Below are 24,503 nucleotides of genomic sequence, written 5' to 3' on the forward strand. Positions count from 1 at the left end.
CCGCACCCACCACCAATACCCAATCCCCAACTCGTCTGAGTTGGGGATTTTTTTCGTCCGTTGGTGCGAGTTGCCCCGTGTTGTTGCGGGTTCGTGCGGAAACTTGCGGACTTCGCCCTCTGCGCGGTCAGACCGGTTCTGCGCCTGACTCTCTCTCTTCCGGCCATTTCTCTCAGTACCCCAGGCCCCCGGAAATGGGCCGAAGTCCACAAGGCTCTTTGTCTATGGCCAAGAAGATCAACAACTTACGAGTGGACGAATCGATCGGTTTATTTGCGGCATTGGTAGGTGACCAAAAATCACAACCAAGCGGTTTCGGATGTGGTGGACTGAGAAAGGCAGGAGCCGGCCAGAAGCAGACGCCCACTGACACATTTTTAATGTCGCCTTTGGGTTGGCGGAATGGGTACTTGTGAACGGCCCCGGGTATCAAGGAGGCTGGTTGGCTTAAGTTGATACCTCTGTCGAGGTGCTGGCAGCAGCAAGCTGGCGCCAGTAGTTTGCCTCAGCTTCTGCCGGAGGGATGCCCCCAATCGGCTTGAGCAGTCGGATGTGGTTGAACCAGTGCACCCACTGCAGGTTGGCCAGTTCCACGGATTCCCTGTTTTTCCAGGGTCCCCGGCGGTGAATCAACTCGGCCTTGTACAGCCCGTTGATGGTTTCGGCCAGCGCGTTGTCGTAGGAATCGCCCTTGCTGCCGACCGATGGTTTGATACCGGACTGGTCCAGTCGCTCGGTGTAGCGGATGCTCACGTATTGCGAGCCCCTGTCCGAATGGTGGATCAAATCGTTGGCTGCAGGCTGGCGTTCGTACAAAGCCTGCTCCAGCGCATCCAAAACAAAGTCAGTCTGCATGGTGCGGCTGACTCGCCAGCCCACGATGCGGCGGGCAAACACATCGATGACAAAGGCCACGTACAGCCAGCCCTGCCAAGTACTCACGTAGGTGAAGTCCGACACCCACAGCTGATTGGGTCTGTCGGCCTTGAAGACCCGGTTGACCCGATCGAGCGGGCACGGCACCGAAGCATCCGGTGTCGTGGTCCGCACCGATTTGCCCCTGCGCACGCCTTGCAGCCCCGCCTTGCGCATCAGCCTTTCGACGGTGCAGCGCGCCACCTGGATGCCTTCACGGTTCATTTGCAACCAGACCTTGTCGGCACCATAGACCTGCCAGTTGGCATGCCAGACACGCTGGACGTCAGCCATGAGCTGCTCGTCTCGCTTGGCTCTGGCACTGCGCAACCCAGGATTGCACTTGCGCGCTGCGTGGCGCCAGTAACACGATGGGGCCATCTGCAGCACCTTGCAGATGGTCTCGACCCCGTAGGTGTCACGGTGCAGGTCCACGAATCGTTTCAGTTCTTCAAACGGCGGTCGAGCTCCGCCTGGGCAAAAAACGCACTGGCCAGCTTGAGGATTTCATTGGCCTTGCGCAGCTCGCGATTCTCACGTTCAAGTTCCTTGAGCCGATCTTTGTCTACCGTGGTCGTGCCTTGACGTACCCCGCTGTCAACCTCGTGCTTGCGCATCCATTCGTACAGCGTATGGGGCACACATCCGATCTTGGGTGCCAGCGATTCCACCGCCGCCCACAACGATGGGTATTCCTCTCGGTGCTCCTGCACCATGCGAACGGCCCGCTCGCGGACTTCTGGTGAAAACTTGGGTGACTTGTTCATGGCTCCATTCTCTTAAAGGTTGGAGCCTCCTCGATTCCCGGGGCCGTTCACAGCGCTGTGGAATTGAAACGGCAAGTTTGTTCCACCCGGCACTGTGGCCATGGGACTGGCCCCTTTTTCGGCTTCCTCGGAACTCAGGACAAATCCCCCACCGACCGAGTAGTAGGTCTTCTCAAGTAGTGTGCTTCCGCTAGCATCGAAGGCAGTGAACCTCATTCCATTTGAGTGAAACGCCAGCGTCTGGAGACCACTGAGCATCAGGTCCGCTTCTTCGTCAAGAGCGATTCGATGCGCTCCCTGGAGGAGCAGGGAACTTGAGCCTCGTATGCCCTCCAGAATTGCGGGTACCTGGTCGACATCGACGGTATCGGGCTCGTGACCCGAAAGTCCGAGCAACACCGCCGAGTCAGTGCCATGGCCCTTACCAGTGGCACCCAGCGATCCGAACATCTCGGAAAGGACGCGCGTGACCGAAGTCATAACTCCCTGCTAGGCCAGAGCAAGGGTGAACATGCGTGCCGCGCGCATCGGCCCCACCGTATGTGAACTGGAGGGACCAATACCTACTTTGAAAATTTCGAGAACACTGACTGCCACTTTGATTCCAAGGCTTGAATGACTGCTGACGATCGATCCCGTCGGATCTACACGGACAAGCGCCGAACACCTGTCATGTTCGCCGCCTCGTCGTCAACCATCTGCTGGATGATCTTTGTATCGACCTGATGCCCATCGTTCATCATGCGATGGTGGACTGTTCCTACCAGCTGGCTGCGGATACGCTGATCGTAGGTCAGGGCCATGGCCGCAAGTTGACGCCTCATGTCTTGGGGCCAGACTTGGTCTTGCCGCAAGCGCTCATCGCAGAAAGTGAATTCCGGAGTGTCCGCCCTGGTTCTCTCCCGTCGCCTGGCGGCAGTCGCCACCTCGTCGATCTGGCCATGCTCATCAAAAACAACCGCATAGACCTGACTGGCCCGTTCGGTTGACAGCATCCCGTTGCGGATTTCGCTGGCAATCGCAGCAAGGTCTCGTTCCATCGGGTCACCGAATCCACCGCCCGTCGGGCTTGTGATCTGGATCACATCACCTCGATTGAGTTCGAGCACGGAGATCTTGCCGATGGAACGTTCATCAGGACGGCCTGGGTTCAGGACAGCAGTGCCTTTGACGCCGTGTTCTCCGCCTCTGAAGCCCCAGGCCGAAAAGACAAAGCGATTCATGTTGCGCACAGTCATGACTGCGCGGTGGGCGGTATTTTCAATCTCCATCTGGAGGGCGGCGCCGCTGACATAGCGACCCGCACGCCGGCTGTCGGGAACGATCCGAATGGCCCGCATGATCATCGCAGTCTCCACCTCAATGATTTCCACAGGAACGCTGCGCTGCGAGTACCGGACTGCTGTTCCATCGACGCCGTCGCGACTGCGACGCGCTCCGCCACCGCCATGAATCGTGTTGATGACGTTCACGCGATCACGCCCGGTGCGCGGATCTGGGGCTGCGACGACAATCACGCCCGCATTGCCCGAGTCGGCGGCAGCGAGTCCCTCCGGCAGGGCCTGGTTGATGCACCCCAGGAGAACGTCGTAGGCACGCGTTGCAGATGCCGCGCGGGATCCGCCGGATGCAGGGAAAACGGCATTCAATACCGTACCGCGCGGCGTGTACGAATAGATGGCACGCAGGATTCCGGCGTTGCGTGGGGTTAACGGGTCCATCGTCAGGATGAACGCGTAAAGGCATTGAACAACATAGGGGTGCGTTGATGCGCCGCTCACCAGGTTGTACGCAGCCGGAAGTTGTGGGTCTGTCCCTGAGAAATCGAGGTGGATCTCTCCCTTGCTTACGGTCATCCGCGCCGAGAAGAAAGCAATCTGGCGGTCATTGATTCCCTCCAAGTAGTCGGAGAAGTCGTAGACGCCGTCCGGGATGGATGCAATGGCTGTGCGAGCCTTGGATTCCGCGTAGGAAATGACATCCTGCATCGCCTGCTCAACGGCTTGACCGCCATATCGGCCACACAACTCATTGACTCGACGGTCAATGCTCTTGAGGCCGGAGATCATGGCCTGGATGTCTCCCCATACTTCGCCGGGGATGCGACTGTTGTCGGCAAGAATCGCCTTGACCGTGGTGTTGAGCACGCCGCCCTCATAGAGCTTGACGGGCCTGAGTCTGAGCCCCTCCTGGAATACTTCAGTGAAGGCGGGAGAAATGCTGCCCGGCACGGCTCCGCCGATATCCGACGCATGCACGAAGGCCCAGCCAATGGCAATCAACCGATCATCCCGAAAAATCGGATAAAGCAGCGTGATGTCCATCAGGTGCGTAACCAGGCCGTCTGTTGTGAACGGGTCATTGGTGATCACGATGTCGCCCGGCTTCAGGTTTTCTCGCCCGATGGCGTCAAGGGTCGGCTTCAGAGGCGAGCCGACAAAGACATTCACCCCCGAGAGCATGGGATAGGCAAACATGTCGCCATCGACGGTCGCGACTGCGCACTGATAGTCTTGGACAAGCTTGACGAACGTTGTATGAGCGGTGCGGTACACCGCTGCAGACGCTTCTTCAACAATCGCGTTAAAGCGATTGCTCATAATGGCGGTACGAACTGCATCCATGGGTCAACTCCGGGTCATGAGAATGGTGCCGTAGGCGCCCACGCGGGCCACAAAGCCGGGTGGCACTACGAGGGTGGCGTCAGATTGCTCGATCACGGCGGGACCGGGCACTTCGTCGGAATGGGTGAGGCGAGACCTCTCAAAGACAGGCGCCTCAGGAAAAATCTCTCCCTGGAAACGCATCGACCGCGAGCCCTTGAATGCATCCCCGACGGCCGATGAAGATGGTGCAGCGGGCTCTGGTATCGACATGGCCCCCCGGATCCGGACGCGCAGGTCGACAAATTCAACTGGCGCTTCGGGATCGCAGTGGTTGTAAATTCGCTCGTGCTCCTTATGGAAGATCGCATGCATTGCGCTGAGGTCTGCAGACTCGACCGCAGAATCCGGCAAGCGCACATCGACCTGGAAGGACTGGCCGGTGTAGCGCATCTCGGCCCAGCACTCGAAGCCGGTCGATACCAAGCGCTCAGGCGGTGCCTGCCGGGACAGCCATTCACCTGCCTCCTGGCGAAGTGCTTTGTACTTTTCGGAGAGTGCGGTCCCATCCACACGTTGCCCATGCACCGTTTCCATCACGTCGTGACTGAGTTCGGAGACAAGCCCGCCGAATGCGCAGAATGTTGAAGGGCTTGTGGGCACAAGCACGCGATTGATGCCGAGTTCAGCGGCAAGGAGGGGGCCGTGAATGCCGCCACCGCCGCCGTACACGAGCAGTGTCAGGTCTTCGGGGTCGACCCCCTGGCGCGCCAGGTAGGGAAGCACGCCAGCCACCATGTTTGAACTCGCTACCGCCACGCACATATCGGCCGCGCCGAATACATCAGCCTTCAGCCCACTGGCGACGGGAGCCATCGCACGCTCAGAGGCAGTTCGATCAAGCCCCATCTTCCCGCCCAGGAGAGCTTCAGGAAGATATCCGGCTAGCAGGTAGGCATCAGTCAGCGTGGGTGCCGTTCCGCCGCGAGAAAAACAGGCTGGCCCCGGATACGAACCCGCGCTTTGCGGCCCAATCCGCAGCACACCATCATCGATCATGGCGATGGATCCTCCGCCCGCACCGATAGCCTCGATGCCTGTGACCGGCATCACGACAGGGAAGTCGCCGACCTCGGCGGCATTCGATGTCATGGCTTGGCCATCTCGCAGCAGCGAGATATCGGTACTCGTACCGCCCATGTCCATCGTGAGGATGTTGCGCTCACCAGCCGCTCGGGCTAGGTATTGGACGGCGGTGACGCCAGAGGCCGGACCGGAAAGCAGCGTGTGCACCGGGAAGCGCCGCGCTTCAGCGGCCGCCATGGCGCCGCCGTTGGAGCGCGTGACAAACAACTGCGAACCCGGCAGCCGGCTCTCAACATACCGCTCAACGGCGCCGATGTATTCATTCATGCGCTTTCTAACAAACGCGTTGAGCACGCTCACGATCGCCCGCTCATACTCACCGACACGCGGCCAGATTTCGCTGGAAAGACTGACTTCCGCATCGGCACCCACCACGGTGCGAATGGCTTCTTCGACAGCCCGTTCGTGCGCTGGATTGGCGTAGCTGTGAAGCAGTGCCACCGCGTAACCGTTCGCGCCTGCATCCTTGGCCTGCTTGACCAGTTCCTGAATCGCCTCTTGACGAATTGGGGTTCGAACCGTCCCCCCGTGCAAAAGCCGCTCGTCCACCTCAAAGACCATCGCGCGTTCCACCAGTGGCTTGGTCCGCGTCTCAAAGATGTTCAGCGGATTGCGAACCCCCATTCGCTGTAGCTCCAGCAGGTCGCGGTAGCCTTTGGTCACGATGAAAGCGACCTTCGGCCCCTTGCGCTCGATCACGGCATTCGTGCTCACGGTCGTGCCGTGCATGACGACCGCCGGCTCGCCGTCCTGGGGTCCCAATCGCTCTAGCAATAACTCGAAGCCCTGGCGAAAGCCCTCCTCGAAAGCCGGAGGCGTAGAGGGAACCTTCAAGCTGATGACTTCAGTGCCACTGCCTTCTCGCCACCCACAGAAGTCTGTGAAGGTGCCGCCTATGTCAACGCCGATGCGAATCATTGTAAAAATCCTTTAGTCGTTTCTCAGTGCAGAAGCTCTAACGCCAGGCTACGCAAGGGATCTTTGCCAGGCCGTTGATATCACCGGAACCTGAAGATCTATTGCGGCCATAGCCCATGCTCATGACTCGGTCGTGTTGATGTAGTTCTCCCAGTAAGGAGCGCGATTCACGCCGATCAATCAAGCAGGTCTGATTTTTCCTGCCGCCATCCCATCAAGCAAATCAATATTCAAGACCGGCCAATAAGTCACATTTATTTGCATGACGACCTCTCACTGCGGGAAAGAGACGCAAGCAGACAATCTGCCTACGTTGGTTGAGCAAAGGTGATGAGGTTGCGGCGTCTACGCCCAACAGATCAGCTTAGGAGATTGGCACGACCATGTGCCTGGAAGGCTGCATGCCGCCTGACGCTGCAAGGTGGGCCGGAGGCATTCGCTTGGCCTTCTGGAGCCATCGGCGGCATGCGCCCCAATATCTCCAGAAACCAGCAAGTAGGCTCAAGCTGTGTGATCAGCCTTGCATGCCATGAGCACTTCCGGCTTCACTACACAAACGATCACTCCATGGTCTTTGCCGCGCCTGCGGCATCAACTGCAGCCTTCCAGCGGGCCGACTCGGTCTGGAGGAAAGTGGCAAAGCGCTCCCGCGGCAAATCCATCGGGGTCAGCCCCATCTCAAGCAGACGCTTGCGCACATCTGATTCTTTGACGATAGAGTCCATCGCATTCCTCAGGCGGAAGACGATCTGGTCCGGTGTCTTGGCCGGCACCACCAACAAGATGTAGCCCTGCAGGTTGAAGTCTTTGACGCCTTGCTCCTGGAGAGTCGGAACGTCCGGAAGCGATGGAATCCGCTCGGCTGTACTCACACCCAACGCCTTGATCGTGCCTTCGGCAATCATGCCCCTCACAACGGGCACGGTGTCCGACATGAAGTCGATGACGCCGCCTCGCAGATCAGTGATTGCCGCCGCACCGCCTCGGTAGGGGACGTGTTCGGCCTTGACACCCGTTTGCTTCAGCATTTGGGCCACGATGAGTTGCGGCACCGTTCCCACGCCGGATGAGCCGTAACTCAGTGTGGCGCCGGGCTTCTTGGCGTAGGCCAGAAACTCCTGGAAGTTCTTGACAGGCAGGTCCTTTTTCGCGACGAGCACCTGCGGCGCCCAGGCGATGGCGCCGACCACCACGAAATCGTTAACCGGGTCATACGGGAGGGGTCTCACAGTTGTCCAGGGACCAACACTGAGGGGGCCGGGCGCACCGATGGCCAGGGTGTAACCGTCTGCAGGCTGTTTGGCCGCATAGGCGGTGCCGAGTGTCCCGCTTGCACCCGCACGGTTTTCGACGATCACCGGTTGACCAAGCTGCGCTGCCAGTTTTTCACCGATCAGTCGAGCTGCAACGTCTGAGGAGTTTGCTGCTGGGTAAGGCACCACGATCTTGATGGCGCGATCCGGCCATTGCGCATGTGCGCTAAAGACGGCGCCAACAGCTATGCAAATTCCCAGAAGATTTTTGAGATACCGATTCATTCATTTCTCCGATTCATTTGGACACCCCGCTGATGTCACCCTTTATGCCGCAACCAACTGCTTTTTTGGGGTAATTTCAGTGGACTTGGAAGCCGAATCGATTGTCTTTCGAAACCGTGAAATAAGCCCATCAAAAGATCCGGCCGGTCTATAAGTCCCTTTGATAGGGCAGTCCTGTCTGCCGGCACAGGCTAGTTTTTTAGGCTGACCCGAAGGGATTCGACAAGGGCTTGCGCCGCTCGATTTGGGTGCTGCATCAACGGAACAATGGCTCCGATTTCAAAATTTTGTATGGGATCGAGAGGTAGCGTAATCAGACCTGCCCGTTGATGTTCAGGCAAGCTGATGCTGGTGACGATCGTCACACCCAGGCCAGCACGAACCAGCTCGATGGCAGCCCCCGCATCACCGACCTCAATCACGAACTTTGGACTGACGCCCGCCGTGGCAAACCAGTTTTCGACCATCGGCCGGATCACGCCCCCAGGTTTGATCCCGACGACAGGTATGCCATCAAGGTCAGCGGGCGAGACATTCACTCCGCCATGAAGGAAGCCAGGCGCGGACGCGACACACAGGAGCTCGCTGTCGAATAGCTTCGTCGCAATAGCCCCTTCCATTACCGGCGGCAACGAAAGAATACCCAAATCCGCTTGGGCAGAGCTGATCCGATGCATGATGGTCAGCCGATGGTCCACATCGACATCCAGTTTTAGCCCCGGATGAGCGACTGCAAATTGCCCGATCGCATTCATGATGCGGCCGCTCGCAAGAGCCTGTGTGAGGAGGACGCGAACAGTAGCCCGCTCATGGTTGGCGATCTGTTGCGCGGCAGCCTTGATGCCATCCAGGCCGTCGTAGAGCCTGTTGACCTCTGCCATGAGTTGCAGAGCCTCCGGCGTCGGTGTCAGCTTGCCACCGCGTCGACTGAAAAGCTCGAACCCCACCTCTTTTTCGAGACCACTGATCAGGTAGCTAATAGCGGGTTGCGTGATCGCCATCGCCGAACTGGCGCGCACCATGCTTCCCTCGCGCATGACGGAGCGGAACGCCTCGATTTGTCTCAACTTGAGTACCACGGCATTGCCCCGACAATGAATTCAAATTACGACGCTAGAGACTCGCACACGAGACAGGAGTCCTTCGACGGACGATGATGCGAGTTCCAGATGAACGACCAAATCATTGCCCGCTAGAAAATCCTCTCCAACGATCAGTTCTGCCATGCTGATCATGGCCTGCGTGTAGGGCATATTGACGTTGGCCACACGTCCAAGTGCCAGGAGGAATACGAGCCCATATGGCACGTCTTCCGACAGGTATCGGGTATCGATCCGGGTCGGCCCGGGCGGTCCGCCACGCTTCTTATGCAGCTCGGCGGCTATGTCCTCTAGACGATCCCCTTCGGCCTTGAACGATTGCGAGAAGTGTTTCTTGACGCTGCGCACCTCGATACCGAATGCACCGGCAACGGCCAGGCGTTCAGCGTCGATGGCCTCAATGGCGGAGGACACGCGAGGCGTCATGTAGTGATACTGGGGCCAGTTTTCTGCTCGCTCAATCCTCGTCCAATTGAACAATGCGAGCGGCACGTGTGTGATAGCGCTGGTATTCGCAAGGCTTGAGACAAGCGGGTCTTTTTCCTCGTTGAACCCGTCGCCAAACAGCGCCTCACAAGCAGCGAGCGCCTGAGGTGCGGCCGTCTGTGGCAGACATGAGATCGCGACCTGGCTACGCCGAGTCATGATGTTCACCTGAGTCGGCCCCTTGCGCCGCGCCGTGAGAGCGGTCGTGCCGAAGCTCGCAACACAAAGGTCAATGCCGCGCGCGACGGCGCGCTCATACAAGTACAGCGACGACAACGATCCCATTGAGCTGACAATCACCAGATGTCCGGAACGCAGATTCGGCAACAGTGCGTCCATCACTGCCTTATGGGCATTGAGTGGAACAGCAATCAGGATCACGTCGGCCTGATCCGCCAGCGTCTGCGCGCTATCGGAGACCCCCACGGCAAGCGTCGCTTCCAATGCGCCCGTTGCGCTCAACGGCTCGTTTCGCAGCGCATTTGCGCTACCACTAGGTGCCCACACTGAAACCCCATGACCGCGATGGGCGGCCCAGGCCGCACTCGCCAAGCCAATGCCCCCGGCACCTACAATTCCTACTTTGATCCGATTCACTTTTCTTCCATCTTCGTTTCGCATACGCTCAGCCCTTTCGGCTTTTAGGGATTCACCCACCGAGCGGCACAAGAAAATCCCGAGCCAGCGCCGTGTGCCGTGCCCCGGATGAAAACAGCGGCAGCGGGAGATGATGGGGCCCCCGACTTGCCTGCATCAGTCTGCTGTGATGTTGTTTTGACGGACAACGGCGCCCCAGCGCGCGTTTTCCGACTGGACCAGGCGGTCGAAGTTTTCCATAGTCGTCGGGTCGACATCGCACCCGATATCGGCAAGCTGTTTGATGACCTTCGGGTCCTTCACTGCGGCAGTGAACTCCTCATGGATCTTCTTGGCAATGGCAGGCGGCAGCTTCGCAGGCGCCATCACGCCAATCCAGGTCGTGACCTCGGCGGCAGGAATGCCGGCTTCGGCCATCGTCGGCACGTTGGGCAACAGGGGCGAGCGCTTGGGGCTGGTGATGGCGAGCGCACGAATCTTGCCGGACTGCACATGGGTGGCCATCGTGGCGAAGTTGCCGATCATCATTTGGATCTGGCCGCCAATCAGGTCCATCTCCGATGCCGGAACGCTCTTGTAGGGCACGTGGGTGATCTTGATGCCCGCGCTCGAGCGGAAAAGCTCCGTCGCCACATGCAGGGCTGATCCGTTACCGGAGGAACCATAGTTCAACTCGGTGGGCCGGGCCTTGGCGCGGGCGACCAGTTCGGACACCGAGTTCACCGGCAGGCTCTGCGTCACCCCCAGGAGGTAAGGGCTGGTGCACAGCTTGGCGATGTTGGTGAAATCTTCTGCGGGTTTGTAGGGAAGGCGGGGAAGCACATGGTTGGACATCACGTAGGTCGACATGGTCGCCTGACCCAAGGTGTAACCGTCCGGTGTGGCTTTCGCCGTCGCGTCATTGGCGATCGTCCCGGTGGCCCCCGGACGGTTATCGATGACGATCGGCTGTCCCCAGCGCGCGCTCACCGCATTGGCAACGATGCGGGCGATGGCATCGGCCGCGCCGCCCGCAGCCCCCGGGATGATCCATCGGACGGGCTTTTCAGGGTACGCCGCGTGCACCGTCTGGAGCGTACCGGCGAAGCAAAGTACCAGCAAGGCGCTCTTACGTCGCATGGTCGAGATGTTCAGTCGCATAAATATTTCCTTTACGAATGGTGAGGGACAAGCCCCTCTTGTCTTGATACCCGCCCTGAAGCCTTGGGCCTGTGCAGCAGGCCCTCACTGAGACGACCACGTGGTTTGCCGTGTTCATGCCTATTGCTCGTCCATGTTCAACGTTGCCAGTTCCGCAAGCGTCACCGGCTTGAGCGGCGGCCGGATGCGATAAAACCCCACCTCGGCGACCGTTCGGCCTTGCTCCTGGGCAAGGATGTGCGCGACGGTGTAGCCGCATTGACGGCCTTGGCAGGGTCCCATGCCCGCACGGGTATATGCCTTAAGCTGGTTCGGACCGGGCTGACCGATGGCAGCGGCTTTGCGGATGTCGCCGGCCGTTAGTTCCTCGCACCGGCAGACGATGGTGTCGTCGGTTGGCGTGGCGATGTTTGCGCGCGGTGGGTACAGGGCGTCCAGCATGGGGCGCAGTCGCAATAACTTCTTCAGTTTTTCGCGAAGGGGGGCCGCTTGCACCGACGCTGCCTCTCCCGACAGGCGGCCAGCTCGCTGAGCTACTCCAAGCGCCACCAGCTCCCCGCGTACACAGGCTGCATAGGCGCCGCCAATCCCGGCGCCGTCGCCAGCCACGTAAATGCCTGGCTTGTCGGTTTGCCCCCATTCGTCGAGAACCGGCGCCAGACACGCCTGCTGCGAGCTCCACTCGTGGGCACACCCGAGCGCCTGCGTCATGTGAATCGAAGGCACGACGCCTTCATGGGACAGAAGCAAGCTGGCCGGCACGCGCATGGTTTTGCCATTGGCCTGGATGTATTCAATCTCCTGCAGGCGATCCTGGCCCAGGGCACGGACAGCCGTGACGCCGCGCACGCGCTTGACTCCGGCGGCTTGAATTTCCCGCATCCAGGCCAACCCCTTGAGGAGGTCCTTAGAGCTGGCCATGGCCGCACCGATCCAGGGCAACGCACGGCGCCAGCCGCCAGCGGGCGACGTATCCAACCACCCGGCGATCTTGCCGCCAGCTCGGACCAATTGAGCCATGTAAAGCAGGGGTAGTGGCCCGCTGCCAACGACCCAGACGGGCTCCGAGGGGATTTGTCGCGATGTCTTGAGCAGAATCTGGGCCGATCCGACGGTCATGACACCAGGCAAAGTCCAACCCGGGAATGGCGCGGGTCGCTCCTGCGCGCCCATTGTCAAGATCACGTGGCCGGCGGCCACCGATTCCGCCTGACCGCTGCGGGTCATGTAGACCTTCCATTCGGGCTCAACCTGCCAAACCCTGGTCTCAGGCTCATAGCTGGCGCCACAGGATCGAAAGCGCGAGGTGAGATCAGCACCGGCAAGGTACTCCTTGCCCAACAGGGCGCCAGTTGTTGTCGGTGCCACCGCCTCCACTGCACGCCAGATCTGCCCGCCAGGCGTCGGCTGCTCGTCCACGACCAGAACGGACAGGCCCTGAGCCCGCAGTCCAATCGCTGCGCTCATTCCGGCCGGGCCCGCGCCCACCACCACCGCATTAAAGGATCTCATGACGCCACCTTCGGCCGGCCGAGTTGACGCTCAACGCACATGCCTTCGGCGACCGGGACCAGACAGGTCTGGGTTGACGACGCACCGTCGACGATTGCCAGGCAGTCGAAGCACACGCCCATCATGCAAAACGGTGCACGCGAACTGCCGTGAACGGGCGTGTGGCGGCAGCTGGGATCCGCCTGACGCATCATCACGGATGCCACCGTTTCACCGCGCTCGGCAGTGACTGACTTCCCATCAATGGAGAGCGTCAGCGGTGGTGTGCTGGGGGGACTGATTTTTCGAAACATTGAATCGCTCGAGAGGAAAGGCATTGAGAGTCTGGAGATGACGGCCGCTGGCCAGTGCCTGCGCGTAGGGGCCAGCGTGGAATGACGCGAGCGTCACCCCAGAGTGGCAAGTTGCGATCTCCGCGCCTGGGTACATCTGGGAGCTGGCATAGACGGGGTACCCATCCGGCGTCATCACTCGCAGGCAGGACCATTGGCGCACCAGGCGCGCTTTGCCCAATTCAGGGAGGATGCGAAGTGCTTTTCGGGTCATCCTCACAGCTGCGGCGGAAGTGGTACTTAGGTCATACCCCACGTCCTCCTGAGTCACGCCGATCATCACTGTGCCCTCGCCGGTTTGACGCAGCCCGCTTGCGGGTACAGGCAGAACAGGCGCCAGGCGCTCGGTCACGAGGATCTGTCCTCGCTCGGGATGCAAGGGGACGTCCAGTCCGATCATTCTCCCGAGCGCCACCGACCCAAGGCCGGCAGCGATCACGACACGTTCGGCTCGGGCCGTTTGCTCACTGGTCTTAACCTCAAAGCCGCCGCCTGCCAAGGGCTTGATCGAGGTCACAGGGTGCCCGTTGCGCACCATGCCGCCCCGGCGCTGGAAGGCGGCTTGGAGCGCAGCCAGGAGTCGAAGCGGGTTCGCCTGACCGTCCTGCTCCCCCAGGCTCGCGCCCACGACGTCAGGGCCGAGTCGCATCGTGGGGTAACGACGCGCCAGTTCGCTGCGATCAAGAATCCGCACGGAGGGGGCCAGTTCTGGCGTCTCAGCTTCCCAAGCATCCAGCATCTTGGCGCGAGCAGACAACTCGTCGTCGCTCAGGCAGAACTTCAGACCGGAGCCGGTTTGGTAGTCAAGTGAAATTCCCGTCTCTGCCTCCAGTCCCGCAGCAAACTCCGGCCATGCATCAGCTGCCGCCGCCGACAGCCGGTGGTACTCGGGGTAGCGGTAACCCTTTCCTTGGACCCAGACCAAGCCGAAGTTGGCCTTTGCCGCCCGGTAGTCCCTGTCGGCCCCATCGAGCATCAAGACCCGCTTGTCGTACCCGGCCAGGCCGTATGCAATGGCGGCACCCACGATTCCGGCGCCCGCAACGATCACGTCATATTCACGCTGCATGTTCAAAGACCTTTCTTCTTCGGGGCGATGCGCAGGCTGCGCGCGGTCCCCGCAGTGCCAGAACCACCAGGGTTCAGCAGCGCCGTCAAGTGGATCGCCTGGGGTGAATGGAAATGAGGATTCATTGACCGAGAGGTGAGTTGCGATGGCTGCGAACCGTCTGACGTTTGCTTCAACATAGCCTTCATCGTAAGCAAGATCACCTCAGGTCGCCAGGGTAAAAACCATAGTCAATGTTTTTATGCAATACCTCTTTGCTTCGATGCTAAATCATTGTTTTTATTTAACATTTTATCTAGAAAATGTCATTAAAATAGCATCTTGAAATAAAACCATGTCTAAATACTATGAGCATGAAAATCACGCTGCGCCACTTGGAGGCTTTTCGGGCGGTCATGGTGCGCAGGACCGTCACCGGTGCCGCCGAGATGCTTGGGGTGACTCAACCCGTCGTCACCCGCCTGATTGCCGACCTGGAGCAGCGCATCGCGATTGCGCTGTTTACCCGAGACAAGGGACGCCTCGCTCCAACGCCAGAGGCCACACTGCTTTTTGCCGACGTCAATCAGTCATTGATGGAGATCGAGCGGATCGCGAATGCGGCAAGCGGCATCAAGGCACTGAAGCTGGGCCACCTGGAGATCGCCGCGGCCCCCAACATGGCCTTGTCCTTCCTGCCACGCGCCATCGCCAGCTTCAGCCTGGAGCGTCCAGAGACCTTAATCACAATGCACATGCATAGCTCTTCAACCGTTCTGGATATGGTCCAGAGCGGACGCTGCCATCTGGGATTCGCCATGGTGCCCGTTCATGCGACGAGGCATGGCAATAGTGAGACCCTTGTTTCGGCCAAGATGGTTGGAGTGATTCCTGTCGGGCATCGACTGGCGACCCGCAAGGTCCTGAACCCGGAAGATTTCGAGGGAGAAAGCTTCATCTCCATGGCGCCGCTGATGGAGACACGCATGAAGATCGACTCCTTGATGCTTTCCTACGGCGTGAACAGAAGGATCAATGTCGAAACGCAAATCTCGTCAGTCGTGATCCGATTAGTCGAAGCGGGCGCAGGAATTTCTATCATCGATCCGCTGACGGCCACTGGCTACACCGGTGACCAGGTCAGGTTCATCCCCTTCAAGCCAGATATCGTGACCGATTACTCGATGGTCATCTCACCGAGAAACTCCTCGACCCTGGTTCTCAAGCCTTTCATCGACCACGCGCGGCGTGAGATCCGCAAGATGGTGCCCACGCATCTGATCGTCCGAGGTTGACGAGCCGCACTTCGTGCAATTGCGTGATTTCCAGCTTGCTGAGAGCGGCTTGGCCGTCCGGTCTTCAGGTGCTTTCTCTGGTTGACTACAGCGCGTACCGCTGCACAACGTTCATTGCGAAGACATACCGATTTACGGGCGGGAGGGGGCAGGTCAAACGGGCGAGACCATCAACAAAGTCAGCGACGACATCAGCATTTCCTCGAAAGGGACCACTTACACGAGAACTGGCTCCACGGTGGTCGGTAGCGATGGGAGCTTGTTTACCAGTATGGGAGGTTCAACGAGTTCCGACGGCAGCTTCCGCATGGGAGACTTTGCGACCGGTAGAGGCGCCACTTTCGAAGATGACGACTCGAAATGGTGACTTGAACGGATTCGGAATCCTGCGGACAAATGAGGGTGAGACCTAAACAGGTCCAGACTTCCGCTACTATCCGCAGGACTTGGATGCGTCAGGTAAGGTTTAGCAGGCCTACACTTGCACGGAATTGAACCCGGGTCCGCAGCCACCACCACATACCCGAAGGGTCAAATTCATTTCGAATTTGACCCTTTTTTTGAATCAAGGCAGTAATTTCTCACACCCTGTGCCATTGAACAAACACCTCAATTCATGATGGACATCCGCCGGCAATGAAATAGCTTCTCGTCGCAATAGTTCAAGGCATTTAGCTTGGTAAGGAAACACGGGCTGAGCCCATGCTTGTCCATCGATGAGCGTTTCAAATTCTTCGCGTCCCTCTTGAATGGCTTTTGCATTGGCGATCAAAAACGGCACATAGACACGTCCAATTTCTTGAATCAATTCACCTAGATGAATGCGAAGTTCAGAGCGAGGCAGCCATTGATGACCCTGATGGCCAGACAGATCGTCGGTTCGATCAATCCAAGCACGCAAACGGGGTGAATGCTTTGCCACAAAACGCGCCGGCGTGGGATCGACCCAAACGAGTTGCGTCAATTGACCATAGATAGCAAAGTCGCCGGCTGAAGGGCGAGTTCCCAACACAAAGCCTTGACGCTCAATGATGCGGTCCATGATGCCCACCAAGCGCTCAAAGCTGGACTCAATGATGCGTGCTGTTTGGTGGCTCGAACCCACCACATAAAGCCGAGAAATTTGCCTTGAAGCAAAGGCTTGACTTGAAGCCCTGGCCGGTCCTTCCTCCAGGTGCAGGTTTTGCCAGAATGCCAGCAAAGGACCTGCATTGGCAGCATCTTCGGAGAAATGCCAACGGTAGTGAAACATCGCCTTGGTGACCCACTCATCTGCAAAGTCTTCGATCAAGTGGGTCAGAAAGCGTAGCAAAGGATCGTCGGGCACGACATTTCTGTCGGCATGCTCACGTTCCAATCGCTGAATGATGGGGGTAGAGTCAACGACAGCTTCTTTGCCATTGGCGGTAGGAAAGTAAAACGTCGGTAAAAGCTTGACCTTGGGCGCGGGGTAGTTGGCAAGCGGCTCAAAATGAGACCCCCAAATCATTCGATGGGGTATGCGGCGGTATCGAAGCAGCGCCAGCATCTTGCGGGTGTAGGGAGAGCCTGGCACACCCAGCAGTTCGAGTTCTTGCATGATGCAATCTCCAAGACGGTGGTTACAAGTTTTTCAATTGCGGCTCGAAGCAGTCCAGCAAGTCTGAAGGCGCTTGAGGGGCTTTATTTGAAATGTATTGTCGAACAAAATCAAATGTCTCCACGACCTGCCTGAATCAACAACTCCAAAAACCGCAATGACAAGGGTGAATGCTTCATCTCTTTCAGTAACGTAATGCCAACGGCTCTGCGCACTCGCGCTTGTGGCAGAGGTAAAACGGCAAGCCCCTCACCTGACTCACCCGCCAACATCGATTCACTCATCAAGGAAACCAAATCGGTTTCACGCAATATTTGTCGCATTTGTCCGGCAGCATTGCTTACCTCTAGAGCAATGCGTGGCGCCGGCAATCCCGCTTGTGCCAAACGCGCTTCAACATGGCGTCGGGCCATTACATCGGGTCCCGGCAACATCCATTGAACCTCTTTCAAATCGGCCAATTTCACACGCTTGCCGCTTTGCAGTGGATGACCCTCTCGTGTCACCATGCACAAATCGTCTTGCATCAACTCGATGGTTTGCAAGTCATCAGGCACGACACTGGGCAATGAGCTCAATGTCATGTCCAACTCCCCTTGCCGAAGCAGTCGCCACAGCTCATCATTCAAATGCACGGAAGCACGGACTGTGGCAGCCGGGCGTTGTTGATGCAACTGAACGAAGGCGGGCACAAACAGCTTTTGCGCATAGAGAGGCGACACCCCCACCCGCAGCAAGCCCAAAGCACCCAAGTGCATGTCTGTGGCTTCTTTCACCGCGTCTCGCAACACGCCTCGCAAAACACTGGTGCGCTGGCGAAACTGCTCAGCCACTTTGGTGGGCACCATGCCCTTGACGCTTCGCTCAAATAGCTCAAAGCCCAAAGATTTTTCTAAGCGCTGAAGGGCTTTGGTCACGGCGGGTTGCGAGATGCCCAAACGCTGAGCAGCTTTGCGCACCTGCCCCTCCTCCACCACGGCCAAAAAGTAATCAATGTCGTCTAACTGGATGCCCATATTTTTGCCTTTTATTGAATAACCAAAAGTTATCAAGATAGCCTTTTCGATTATCCAACAGATTGGACAGGGTTCCTATACTGACCTTCGTTCTCAATGGAGAAGACATGAACTTTGGCATTTACACCGCACGCAGTGCCCTGCACTGGCCTGACAAACCCGCTGTCATTTTTCGCGATCAGCGCTTGAGTTTCAGGGAATTGGAAACACAGTCCAACCAAATGGCCCATGCACTTCAAGCCTTGGGCTTGAAGAAAGGTGATCGCGTGGCCATCGTTTCGCCCAACCGTCCCGACATCGTGGTAGCCGAATGCGCGTTTTACAAACTCGGCTTGGTCAAAGTGGCACTGAACTCTCGGCTGTCGGCCCAAGAACTGGAAGACGCACTGACCAATGCAGAGCCTATAGCCTGTCTGGTTGCACCCACGCACCGCACCATGGTTCAAGGCATGCGTCAACGACTGCCCAGCTTGCAACACGCCATTGCATGGGAATGCACGCCAGTCGATCAAGCAGAGGGATGGCTTGATGCCCAAGCACTGCTGGCCAACGCATCCATTGAACACATTCACATCGATCTCACACCAGACGATTTGGCTGTGTTGCATTACACATCGGGTTCAACCGGCAAGCTCAAAGCTGCAATGCAAACCATGGGTAACCGCATGACCTCATTGCGCAAGGTCATCATGGGTCGAATGCAAAGCAACGGCGACGATGTGATGCTTTTAGTCGGGCCCATCACGCACGCCAGTGGTATGTTCATTCAAGCCTTGTTGTACCAAGGTGTGAGTATTTTGTTACTGGACCGATTTCATCCTGCAGAGCTGTTGCAAGCCATCGAGAAGCACCGCGTTACCATGACATTCATGGTGCCCGCCATGATCCATGCGCTGCTGGCCGAACCCAGCTTGAAATCCCGTGACCTCTCTAGTCTTCGCTTAGTGAGTTACGGCGCGGCCCCCATGTCACCGGCTCGCATTCGAGAAGCTTGGGAAGCATTTGGTCCTGTTCTGGCACAAGGTTATGGCGCAGGAGAAACCACGGGTGGCGTGATCAGCCTGTCGATTGCCGACCATGCACGCGCCATCAGCGGCGAGAAACCTGAACTGCTGTCTTCGTGTGGGCGCGTCACATGCGAGTCTGAAGTGCAAGTACTGGACGATCAAGGACAACCCGTGCAAGGCGAGGCCATTGGCGAGATTTGCGTGCGTGGTCCTGATGTGTTTGCAGGCTATTGGCGCGCCCCCGACTTGAGTGCAGCAGCCATCGATTCACAGGGTTGGCTCAGAACAGGCGATCTGGCTCGCATTGACAATGAGGGCTACATCTACATCGTCGATAGAAGAAAAGAGATGTTGGTTTCTGGTGGCTTCAATATCTATCCCAGTGAAATTGAAGCGGTGTTGTCACAACACCCTGCCATTTACGAAGTGTGTGTCATTGGTGTTCCCGATGATCGCTGGGGTGAGGTGGTCAAGGCGGTGGTAGTTTTACGCCAAGGTGCACAAGTTCAAGCGCAAGACATCATTGATTTTTGCAAAGAACGTCTGGCCGATTTCAAAAAACCGCGATCAGTGGACTTTGTGAAAGAACTTCCGAAAAACAGCAACGGCAAACTCTCACGCAAAGAAGTGCGTGAAAGGTATTGGCAAGGCCGTGACAGAAAGGTCAATTGAGCATGAATACCACCACAACACCTAACGCTTTTGAAGGCTCCGACAAAGCCCGCGACTTCATCGCTCGCCTCGATGAATTCATTCAACAAGAACTTCACCCTATGGCGCAAGAGCATGGTATTGATCATGACCATTCACCTTCTAAAGAATTGCTGCAACAAGTTTGGAAACGCTCACAAGCCAAGGGCTTCTACGGCATGACTTTGCCCGAACCCATGGGCGGTGCAGGTTTTTCCGTGCACGACCATGCGTTGGTGAAAGAGTTTATTTATGCCAGTGGCACGCCCTTTGCACCCCATATTCTGGGTGAGCTGACCGGCCCACCTAGACTGGGCGCCTTGGTACGTCAATCTACGCCTGCACAGATGCAGCGCTTCATCTTGCCTGTAGCGCGCGCAGAGAAAGCCGTCTGCTTTGCCATCACTGAACCCGACGCAGGGTCTGATGCGGGGGCATTGCAAACCTCAGCCGTGCAACAAGGTGACAACTTTGTTTTGAATGGCACCAAAAAGTTCATTTCAGGCTCACCTTTCTGTGACTTTGCCGTCATCATTGCCTCGACCAGCGAGGATCCTGCGGTGCGCGAGACCACCGCTTTCTTTGTTGAACGCAACCGACCAGGCTTCTCGATTGAAGGTGGCTACAAAACCATGGCAGGTCAGTCGCACACGGCCAATATTGTGTTGAAAGATTGCGTCATACCCGCCAGCAACCAAATTGGCGAACGTGGCAAAGGCTTAGGTTTGGCCTTGGGCCGCATCACGGTCAACCGCTTATTGCACTGCCCTGCCATGTTGGGCTTGGCACAGTTGGCTTTGCAAGACAGTTTGGACTATGCAAGACAGCGGCAACAGTTTGGCAAACCCATTGGCGCGTTTCAAGCCATTCAACACATGTTGGCCGACATGGCCACAGAATTGGCCGCAGCACGCGCGCTGATGCTGTCTGTGGCACGCAGCCTTGACCTGGGTATTGATGCCCGCGCGCAGGCCTCCATGGCCAAGTTGTATTGCTCTGAAACGGCCTTCCGCATCGCAGACCGTGCCGTTCAAATTCATGGTGGTGAAGGCATTGTGCAAGGACGTCGCGTTGAGTTTTTATTCCGCATGCTTCGCATGTACCGCATCCTCACGGGCACCAGCGAAATTCAACGCAACACGATCGCCAAAGAACTGCTGCAAGCAACTGGCCGTTAACAAACTATTTGGATTCGGAGACAAAAATGAACTCACATCAAATCATTTTGAGCACATTGACACTGGTGTTGTCTTGCTTCGCCTTCAGCGCTCAAGCGCAAGATTACCCAACCCGCGCCATTCGTTGGGTGGTTCCCTACCTTGCCGGCACGGCACCCGACAACACCGTGCGTGTGGTGGCAGACGCCATGAGTGGCATTCTTAAGCAGCCCGTGATCGTTGACAACAAACCTGGTGCAGCCGGCAACTTAGGGGCTCAATTGGTTGCTCGTGCACCTGCAGATGGCTATACCTGGATCTATTCGGCCACGCCCATGGCTGCCAACATGCGCATGTACAAAAAGCCGGGCTTCGATGTGATGAAAGATTTCACACATGTGGGCCGCATTGCCATCTCCGATTTAACCGTCGTGGTGAGTCCAGATTCAGGCTTTAAATCTGTCAAGGACTTAATAGAGCGTGCACGCAAAGAGCCTGGCAAACTGAGTTATGCCTCAGGCGGCGTAGGTTCCCCCGCACACATGGGTGCTGAGTTAATGCTGAGCATGGGCAATGGCAATGCACTGCATGTCCCCTACAAAGGCGCTTCAGAATCATCCACAGCCGTCATTGGTAAACAAGTCGACTTTGCATTGGCCATCAGTTCAGTGGCTATCCCACACATTACTGCGGGTCGTTTGCAAGCATTGGCAGTGACCGGCGCACATCGCAACAGCAGGCTACCCAATACGCCAACGCTGGCAGAGTCTGGCTGGACAGGCTTGCATGTCAGCTCCTTTGGCGGTTTGTCAGTACCTGCGGCCACCCCTGCACCTATCGTCAAACGTTTGTCAGATGCACTGACACAAGCTTTAGGCATGCCCGAAGTTCGTACCAAATTAGAGGCACAAGGCGGCATGGTGGCAACATCGACGTCCGATGAGTATCGTGATACTCTTTTTGCCGAGATTGGCATCACAGAGCGAATGATGAAATCGGCCAAACTTGAAGCCCAATGAGTTCGCTGAACGATCCTGCGTTTTCAGGAAAACACCTGCGCGAGGTCTTGCGCAAGCGACCTGAGCTGTGCGAGGCACCACATTATCAAGACGGCTTGGTGGTGGTGCACGATCCAGGTGTTCAATTGGCATTTGAAGGGGATCACCCCGATGTGCCAGCACAGCTGGCAGCACATGCAAAGCGAATGCGCCAACGCATTTACCGAGCAGGCGAGCGGGTGTACTGCGCAGTTGGATATGCCCTGGCCAATGTGATCATCGTGAAAGGTGATCAGGCCTTGGTGGTATTGGACACGACGGAATCGCACCAAAGTGCCGCGCAAATTTTGCAAGACTTCAGAGTCGCTGTACCAGAGTGCGCCAATTGGCCCATAGAAGCATTGATATACACCCACAATCACAGCGATCACATCAATGGCGCACGCGCGTTTGTGGACGAAGATGAGTTGCACAGTGGCAAGGTTCAAATCATTGCGCACAGCACCTTGATGAAGGCGATCAGTGACAATGCCTCTGTGGTGGCGCCCATTCTGGCCACACGCAGCGCCTACTCTTTTGGTGCATTGCTGCCACAAGGTCCTAAGGGCAGTGTGAATGCGGGAATCGGTCCACGCATCATCAACAGCAGCGTTAGTTTTTTACCTCCCACACTGACTTTTGACAATCAACTCGACATCACCTTGGCTGGTGTGCGTTTTGAACTCAGGCATGCACCCAGCGAGACGGACGATGAGATCATTGCTTGGCTACCCGATGAAAAAACTCTGCTCAGTGCTGAGGTCATTCAAGGCGAATGTTTGGCGAACGTTCACACCATTCGGGGCACCCGATACCGTGATCCAACTCAATGGGTCGACACCTTGGATGAGATGCGACGCAAGCATTCTGCACAAGCTGTTGAATGGCTGGTTCCCGCGCATGGTCGCCCAGTGGGCGGTGCACACGCCATCTCAGAATTGCTAACAGCCTACCGCGATGCAATTGCCTTCATACACGATCAAGCAGTGCGATTCATCAACCATGGTGCCACACCCGATGAATTGGCAGACTGGCTGCCTGCCCTGCCACCGCATTTGGCGCAACATGCTTGGCTGGGAGAATACTACGGCACTGTGAAACACAGTGTTCGTCAAGTCTTTGCGGGATTGCTCGGTTGGTTCGACGGTGACCCAACCACACTCGATCCACTTTCGCCTCGAAAACGGGCTGAACGCTGGGTTCGACTGGCAGGGGGTCGAGAAGTCGTTCTGTCAGAACTTAAAGAATGTGAAGCACGTGCGCAGTCACCAGAAACAGTCACGATTGATGCACTTGATGATTACCGTTGGATAGCTGAATTGGCGGGCCAGTTATTGCGACTGGATTCCAAGGACGAAAAAGCACTGAAATTCAAAGCAAATGCTTTACGACAGCTGGGTTTTCACACATTGAATACCAATTGGCGACATTGGTACCTCAGTTCAGCACTGGAACTTGAAGGTCGCTATGCGAATTTACCCTTCAAAGGCAACGGCTTGGCAGTGCGCGATATTTGGATGGCCGTTGAACCCAAACAATTGCTCAGAAACTTGGGTGTGAGATTGAAAGCTGAATGTTGCCTGTCGACTCACAAAACCCTGACCTTGGAATTGACAGACCGTCAAATGTTTGTAGCCCTTGAAGTCCGTCAGGGTGTCCTTCAAATCTCAATGAGCAGCAGTGTGTTTGAGGGCAATTCAGTAACGATTCACTTGCGGACCAATTGGTCTATCTGGGTACGACAAATGGCCTTGGGTTGGCCGGACATGACGGCTCTTTTAGAACGAGGTGAAATACAGTTATTGAAAGGTCAGTTAACGGAACTGTTCGACTTTCTTGGTTATTTTGAATTGCCTCTTGAATACATGCCGCGATTGGCAACGCGGTAGTTTCAGTTTTATACAGATAAGCTTGACCTTCAATGATGCGACCAACCAAGAAGGTGCTTACAATTTTTTCAATTGTGGCTCGAAGCAGTCCAACAAGTCTGAAGGCGCTTGAGGGGCTTTGCTTGAAATGTATTGTCGAACAAAAGGCGCAGGTCGCCAAGGGTGGGTTTCACCACTCCAAATGGCATTGGGCACAATTTGAGGTGGCTGAACTGTTTGGTCGATAAGCACCACAGCGGGTAGCAAGTCTTTGAATTTGACCTCAACCAAGGTCCAATTCCCCGTCGTGGCCGCTTGGATGACATGCGCTGTTTCGGAAGCCGGCGGACTGTAGTCTCGAATCAATTGCAGCAAAGTTAAAAGCTCAGGTGTCTGTGCATCGACAGACCTGACACGGCTGCAGTTTCGCGTCAGTTTCACCCACTTGTCTTGGGCGACGCCAATGGCATCCACTTCTCGACCGTCCACCATCAGCAGGTAGCCGTTTTCTTTGTGCTCAAGCGAAAAGTGGTTGAGGAAGACACCCAAAGTGACCAGCAACAGCACGTAAATTGAAATTCTTTGGGGCATAGAGATGGTGTGGCGATCTTCTGCAGATAAGTTTGCCATTCTGCTTGTCAGCCAATTACCTTACTGAGGTTCGTGTCTTCGGTCTTTTCTGATAATGGGTTTTTGACGAACTTTGCATCAAATGGACAGTGGACACCTGACCCAAAATGTTCTTGGCAGTG

General features: G+C 56.9%; 18 protein-coding genes, 1 pseudogene and 1 other annotated feature. Of the genes and pseudogenes, 5 read left to right on the forward strand and 14 right to left on the reverse strand.

Features of this window, described 5'->3' with window-relative positions:
* Positions 1 to 447: 447 nt before the first annotated feature.
* The 11 genes and pseudogenes from B9Z46_RS12375 to B9Z46_RS12425 form a co-directional block, all read right to left on the reverse strand.
* A protein-coding gene (locus tag B9Z46_RS12375) for an IS3 family transposase (RefSeq protein WP_108256925.1) occupies positions 448 to 1,682 on the reverse strand; the annotation gives its coding sequence in 2 pieces (ribosomal slippage) (positions 448 to 1,400 and positions 1,400 to 1,682; 1,236 coding nt in all).
* Positions 1,288 to 1,404: a sequence feature (AL1L pseudoknot), on the reverse strand. Its footprint overlaps the gene before it by 117 nt.
* Positions 1,683 to 1,694: 12 nt before the next feature.
* Positions 1,695 to 2,279: pseudogene (locus B9Z46_RS12380) on the reverse strand (serine dehydratase beta chain).
* Between the two features lie 47 nt (positions 2,280 to 2,326).
* Positions 2,327 to 4,306 (reverse strand): hydantoinase B/oxoprolinase family protein, encoded by a 1,980-nt coding sequence (locus B9Z46_RS12385; protein WP_013518716.1) that lies wholly within the window; start codon positions 4,304 to 4,306, stop codon positions 2,327 to 2,329.
* 3 nt (positions 4,307 to 4,309) lie between these two features.
* Entirely contained in the window at positions 4,310 to 6,349 is a 2,040-nt protein-coding gene (locus tag B9Z46_RS12390) for a hydantoinase/oxoprolinase family protein (protein ID WP_108256927.1), read from the reverse strand.
* A 560-nt stretch (positions 6,350 to 6,909) separates the two neighbouring features.
* On the reverse strand, positions 6,910 to 7,887 hold the full coding sequence (locus tag B9Z46_RS12395; RefSeq protein ID WP_055361506.1) for a tripartite tricarboxylate transporter substrate binding protein: 978 nt from the start codon (positions 7,885 to 7,887) through the stop codon (positions 6,910 to 6,912).
* Between the two features lie 191 nt (positions 7,888 to 8,078).
* Positions 8,079 to 8,966, reverse strand: coding sequence for a LysR family transcriptional regulator (locus B9Z46_RS12400; protein WP_108256929.1), 888 nt, complete (start codon positions 8,964 to 8,966; stop codon positions 8,079 to 8,081).
* Positions 8,967 to 8,987: 21 nt separating this feature from the next.
* On the reverse strand, positions 8,988 to 10,130 hold the full coding sequence (locus B9Z46_RS12405; protein ID WP_255416935.1) for an NAD/NADP octopine/nopaline dehydrogenase family protein: 1,143 nt from the start codon (positions 10,128 to 10,130) through the stop codon (positions 8,988 to 8,990).
* Between the two features lie 96 nt (positions 10,131 to 10,226).
* Positions 10,227 to 11,210 carry a tripartite tricarboxylate transporter substrate binding protein gene (locus B9Z46_RS12410; protein WP_108256931.1) on the reverse strand — a complete coding sequence of 328 codons (984 nt, stop codon included), beginning with the start codon at positions 11,208 to 11,210 and terminating at the stop codon, positions 10,227 to 10,229.
* 120 nt (positions 11,211 to 11,330) lie between these two features.
* Positions 11,331 to 12,722 (reverse strand): NAD(P)/FAD-dependent oxidoreductase, encoded by a 1,392-nt coding sequence (locus B9Z46_RS12415; protein WP_108256933.1) that lies wholly within the window; start codon positions 12,720 to 12,722, stop codon positions 11,331 to 11,333.
* On the reverse strand, positions 12,719 to 13,039 hold the full coding sequence (locus tag B9Z46_RS12420) for a (2Fe-2S)-binding protein (protein WP_308411487.1): 321 nt from the start codon (positions 13,037 to 13,039) through the stop codon (positions 12,719 to 12,721). Before B9Z46_RS12420 ends, B9Z46_RS12415 begins: the two co-directional genes overlap by 4 nt.
* The gene (locus B9Z46_RS12425) at positions 12,963 to 14,123 is read right to left on the reverse strand and encodes an FAD-binding oxidoreductase (protein ID WP_055361514.1); all 1,161 of its coding nucleotides are present in this window, start codon (positions 14,121 to 14,123) and stop codon (positions 12,963 to 12,965) included. The genes B9Z46_RS12420 and B9Z46_RS12425 overlap by 77 nt, the downstream gene beginning before the upstream one ends.
* A gap of 353 nt (positions 14,124 to 14,476) precedes the next feature.
* Here B9Z46_RS12425 and B9Z46_RS12435 point away from each other — a divergent pair, with 353 nt between their 5' ends.
* On the forward strand, positions 14,477 to 15,397 hold the full coding sequence (locus tag B9Z46_RS12435) for a LysR substrate-binding domain-containing protein (protein WP_233246012.1): 921 nt from the start codon (positions 14,477 to 14,479) through the stop codon (positions 15,395 to 15,397).
* Positions 15,398 to 15,962: 565 nt separating this feature from the next.
* Here the strand turns inward: B9Z46_RS12435 and B9Z46_RS12440 are convergent.
* Both B9Z46_RS12440 and B9Z46_RS12445 read right to left on the reverse strand, forming a co-directional pair.
* The gene (locus tag B9Z46_RS12440; protein WP_108256939.1) at positions 15,963 to 16,976 is read right to left on the reverse strand and encodes a glutathione S-transferase family protein; all 1,014 of its coding nucleotides are present in this window, start codon (positions 16,974 to 16,976) and stop codon (positions 15,963 to 15,965) included.
* Positions 16,977 to 17,086: 110 nt separating this feature from the next.
* On the reverse strand, positions 17,087 to 17,992 hold the full coding sequence (locus B9Z46_RS12445; protein ID WP_108256941.1) for a LysR family transcriptional regulator: 906 nt from the start codon (positions 17,990 to 17,992) through the stop codon (positions 17,087 to 17,089).
* 107 nt (positions 17,993 to 18,099) lie between these two features.
* On the opposite strand from B9Z46_RS12445, the gene B9Z46_RS12450 reads away from it, so the two are divergent.
* The 4 genes from B9Z46_RS12450 to B9Z46_RS12465 are packed head-to-tail and all read left to right on the forward strand — an operon-like array spanning position 18,100 to position 23,772.
* On the forward strand, positions 18,100 to 19,671 hold the full coding sequence (locus B9Z46_RS12450; RefSeq protein WP_108256943.1) for a class I adenylate-forming enzyme family protein: 1,572 nt from the start codon (positions 18,100 to 18,102) through the stop codon (positions 19,669 to 19,671).
* Between the two features lie 2 nt (positions 19,672 to 19,673).
* Complete coding sequence (locus B9Z46_RS12455) at positions 19,674 to 20,867, forward strand: acyl-CoA dehydrogenase family protein (RefSeq protein ID WP_108256945.1); 1,194 nt, start codon at positions 19,674 to 19,676, stop codon at positions 20,865 to 20,867.
* A gap of 26 nt (positions 20,868 to 20,893) precedes the next feature.
* Entirely contained in the window at positions 20,894 to 21,865 is a 972-nt protein-coding gene (locus B9Z46_RS12460; protein WP_108256947.1) for a tripartite tricarboxylate transporter substrate binding protein, read from the forward strand.
* Positions 21,862 to 23,772 (forward strand): alkyl sulfatase dimerization domain-containing protein, encoded by a 1,911-nt coding sequence (locus B9Z46_RS12465; RefSeq protein ID WP_108256949.1) that lies wholly within the window; start codon positions 21,862 to 21,864, stop codon positions 23,770 to 23,772. The genes B9Z46_RS12460 and B9Z46_RS12465 overlap by 4 nt, the downstream gene beginning before the upstream one ends.
* Positions 23,773 to 23,829: 57 nt before the next feature.
* Here the strand turns inward: B9Z46_RS12465 and B9Z46_RS12470 are convergent, their stop codons facing one another.
* A complete protein-coding gene (locus tag B9Z46_RS12470) occupies positions 23,830 to 24,381 on the reverse strand; it encodes a hypothetical protein (protein ID WP_108256951.1) in 552 nt (183 codons plus the stop codon).
* Positions 24,382 to 24,503 lie beyond the last annotated feature (122 nt).

The sequence above is a fragment of the Limnohabitans sp. Hippo4 genome, assembly GCF_003063605.1.
Classification (GTDB): domain Bacteria; phylum Pseudomonadota; class Gammaproteobacteria; order Burkholderiales; family Burkholderiaceae_C; genus Limnohabitans_A.

Excerpts from the sequence above, each read along its gene's own strand:
- B9Z46_RS12465 (WP_108256949.1), top strand. The coding sequence starts at position 21,862 with ATGAGTTCGCTGAACGATCCTGCGTTTTCAGGAAAACACCTGCGCGAG.
- B9Z46_RS12450 (WP_108256943.1), top strand. The coding sequence starts at position 18,100 with ATGAACTTTGGCATTTACACCGCACGCAGTGCCCTGCACTGGCCTGAC.
- B9Z46_RS12390 (WP_108256927.1), bottom strand. The coding sequence starts at position 6,349 with ATGATTCGCATCGGCGTTGACATAGGCGGCACCTTCACAGACTTCTGT.
- B9Z46_RS12470 (WP_108256951.1), bottom strand. The coding sequence starts at position 24,381 with ATGGCAAACTTATCTGCAGAAGATCGCCACACCATCTCTATGCCCCAA.
- B9Z46_RS12425 (WP_055361514.1), bottom strand. The coding sequence starts at position 14,123 with ATGCAGCGTGAATATGACGTGATCGTTGCGGGCGCCGGAATCGTGGGT.
- B9Z46_RS12420 (WP_308411487.1), bottom strand. The coding sequence starts at position 13,039 with ATGCCTTTCCTCTCGAGCGATTCAATGTTTCGAAAAATCAGTCCCCCC.
- B9Z46_RS12410 (WP_108256931.1), bottom strand. The coding sequence starts at position 11,210 with ATGCGACTGAACATCTCGACCATGCGACGTAAGAGCGCCTTGCTGGTA.
- B9Z46_RS12395 (WP_055361506.1), bottom strand. The coding sequence starts at position 7,887 with ATGAATCGGTATCTCAAAAATCTTCTGGGAATTTGCATAGCTGTTGGC.
- B9Z46_RS12455 (WP_108256945.1), top strand. The coding sequence starts at position 19,674 with ATGAATACCACCACAACACCTAACGCTTTTGAAGGCTCCGACAAAGCC.
- B9Z46_RS12460 (WP_108256947.1), top strand. The coding sequence starts at position 20,894 with ATGAACTCACATCAAATCATTTTGAGCACATTGACACTGGTGTTGTCT.
- B9Z46_RS12415 (WP_108256933.1), bottom strand. The coding sequence starts at position 12,722 with ATGAGATCCTTTAATGCGGTGGTGGTGGGCGCGGGCCCGGCCGGAATG.
- B9Z46_RS12385 (WP_013518716.1), bottom strand. The coding sequence starts at position 4,306 with ATGGATGCAGTTCGTACCGCCATTATGAGCAATCGCTTTAACGCGATT.
- B9Z46_RS12440 (WP_108256939.1), bottom strand. The coding sequence starts at position 16,976 with ATGCAAGAACTCGAACTGCTGGGTGTGCCAGGCTCTCCCTACACCCGC.
- B9Z46_RS12435 (WP_233246012.1), top strand. The coding sequence starts at position 14,477 with ATGAAAATCACGCTGCGCCACTTGGAGGCTTTTCGGGCGGTCATGGTG.
- B9Z46_RS12445 (WP_108256941.1), bottom strand. The coding sequence starts at position 17,992 with ATGGGCATCCAGTTAGACGACATTGATTACTTTTTGGCCGTGGTGGAG.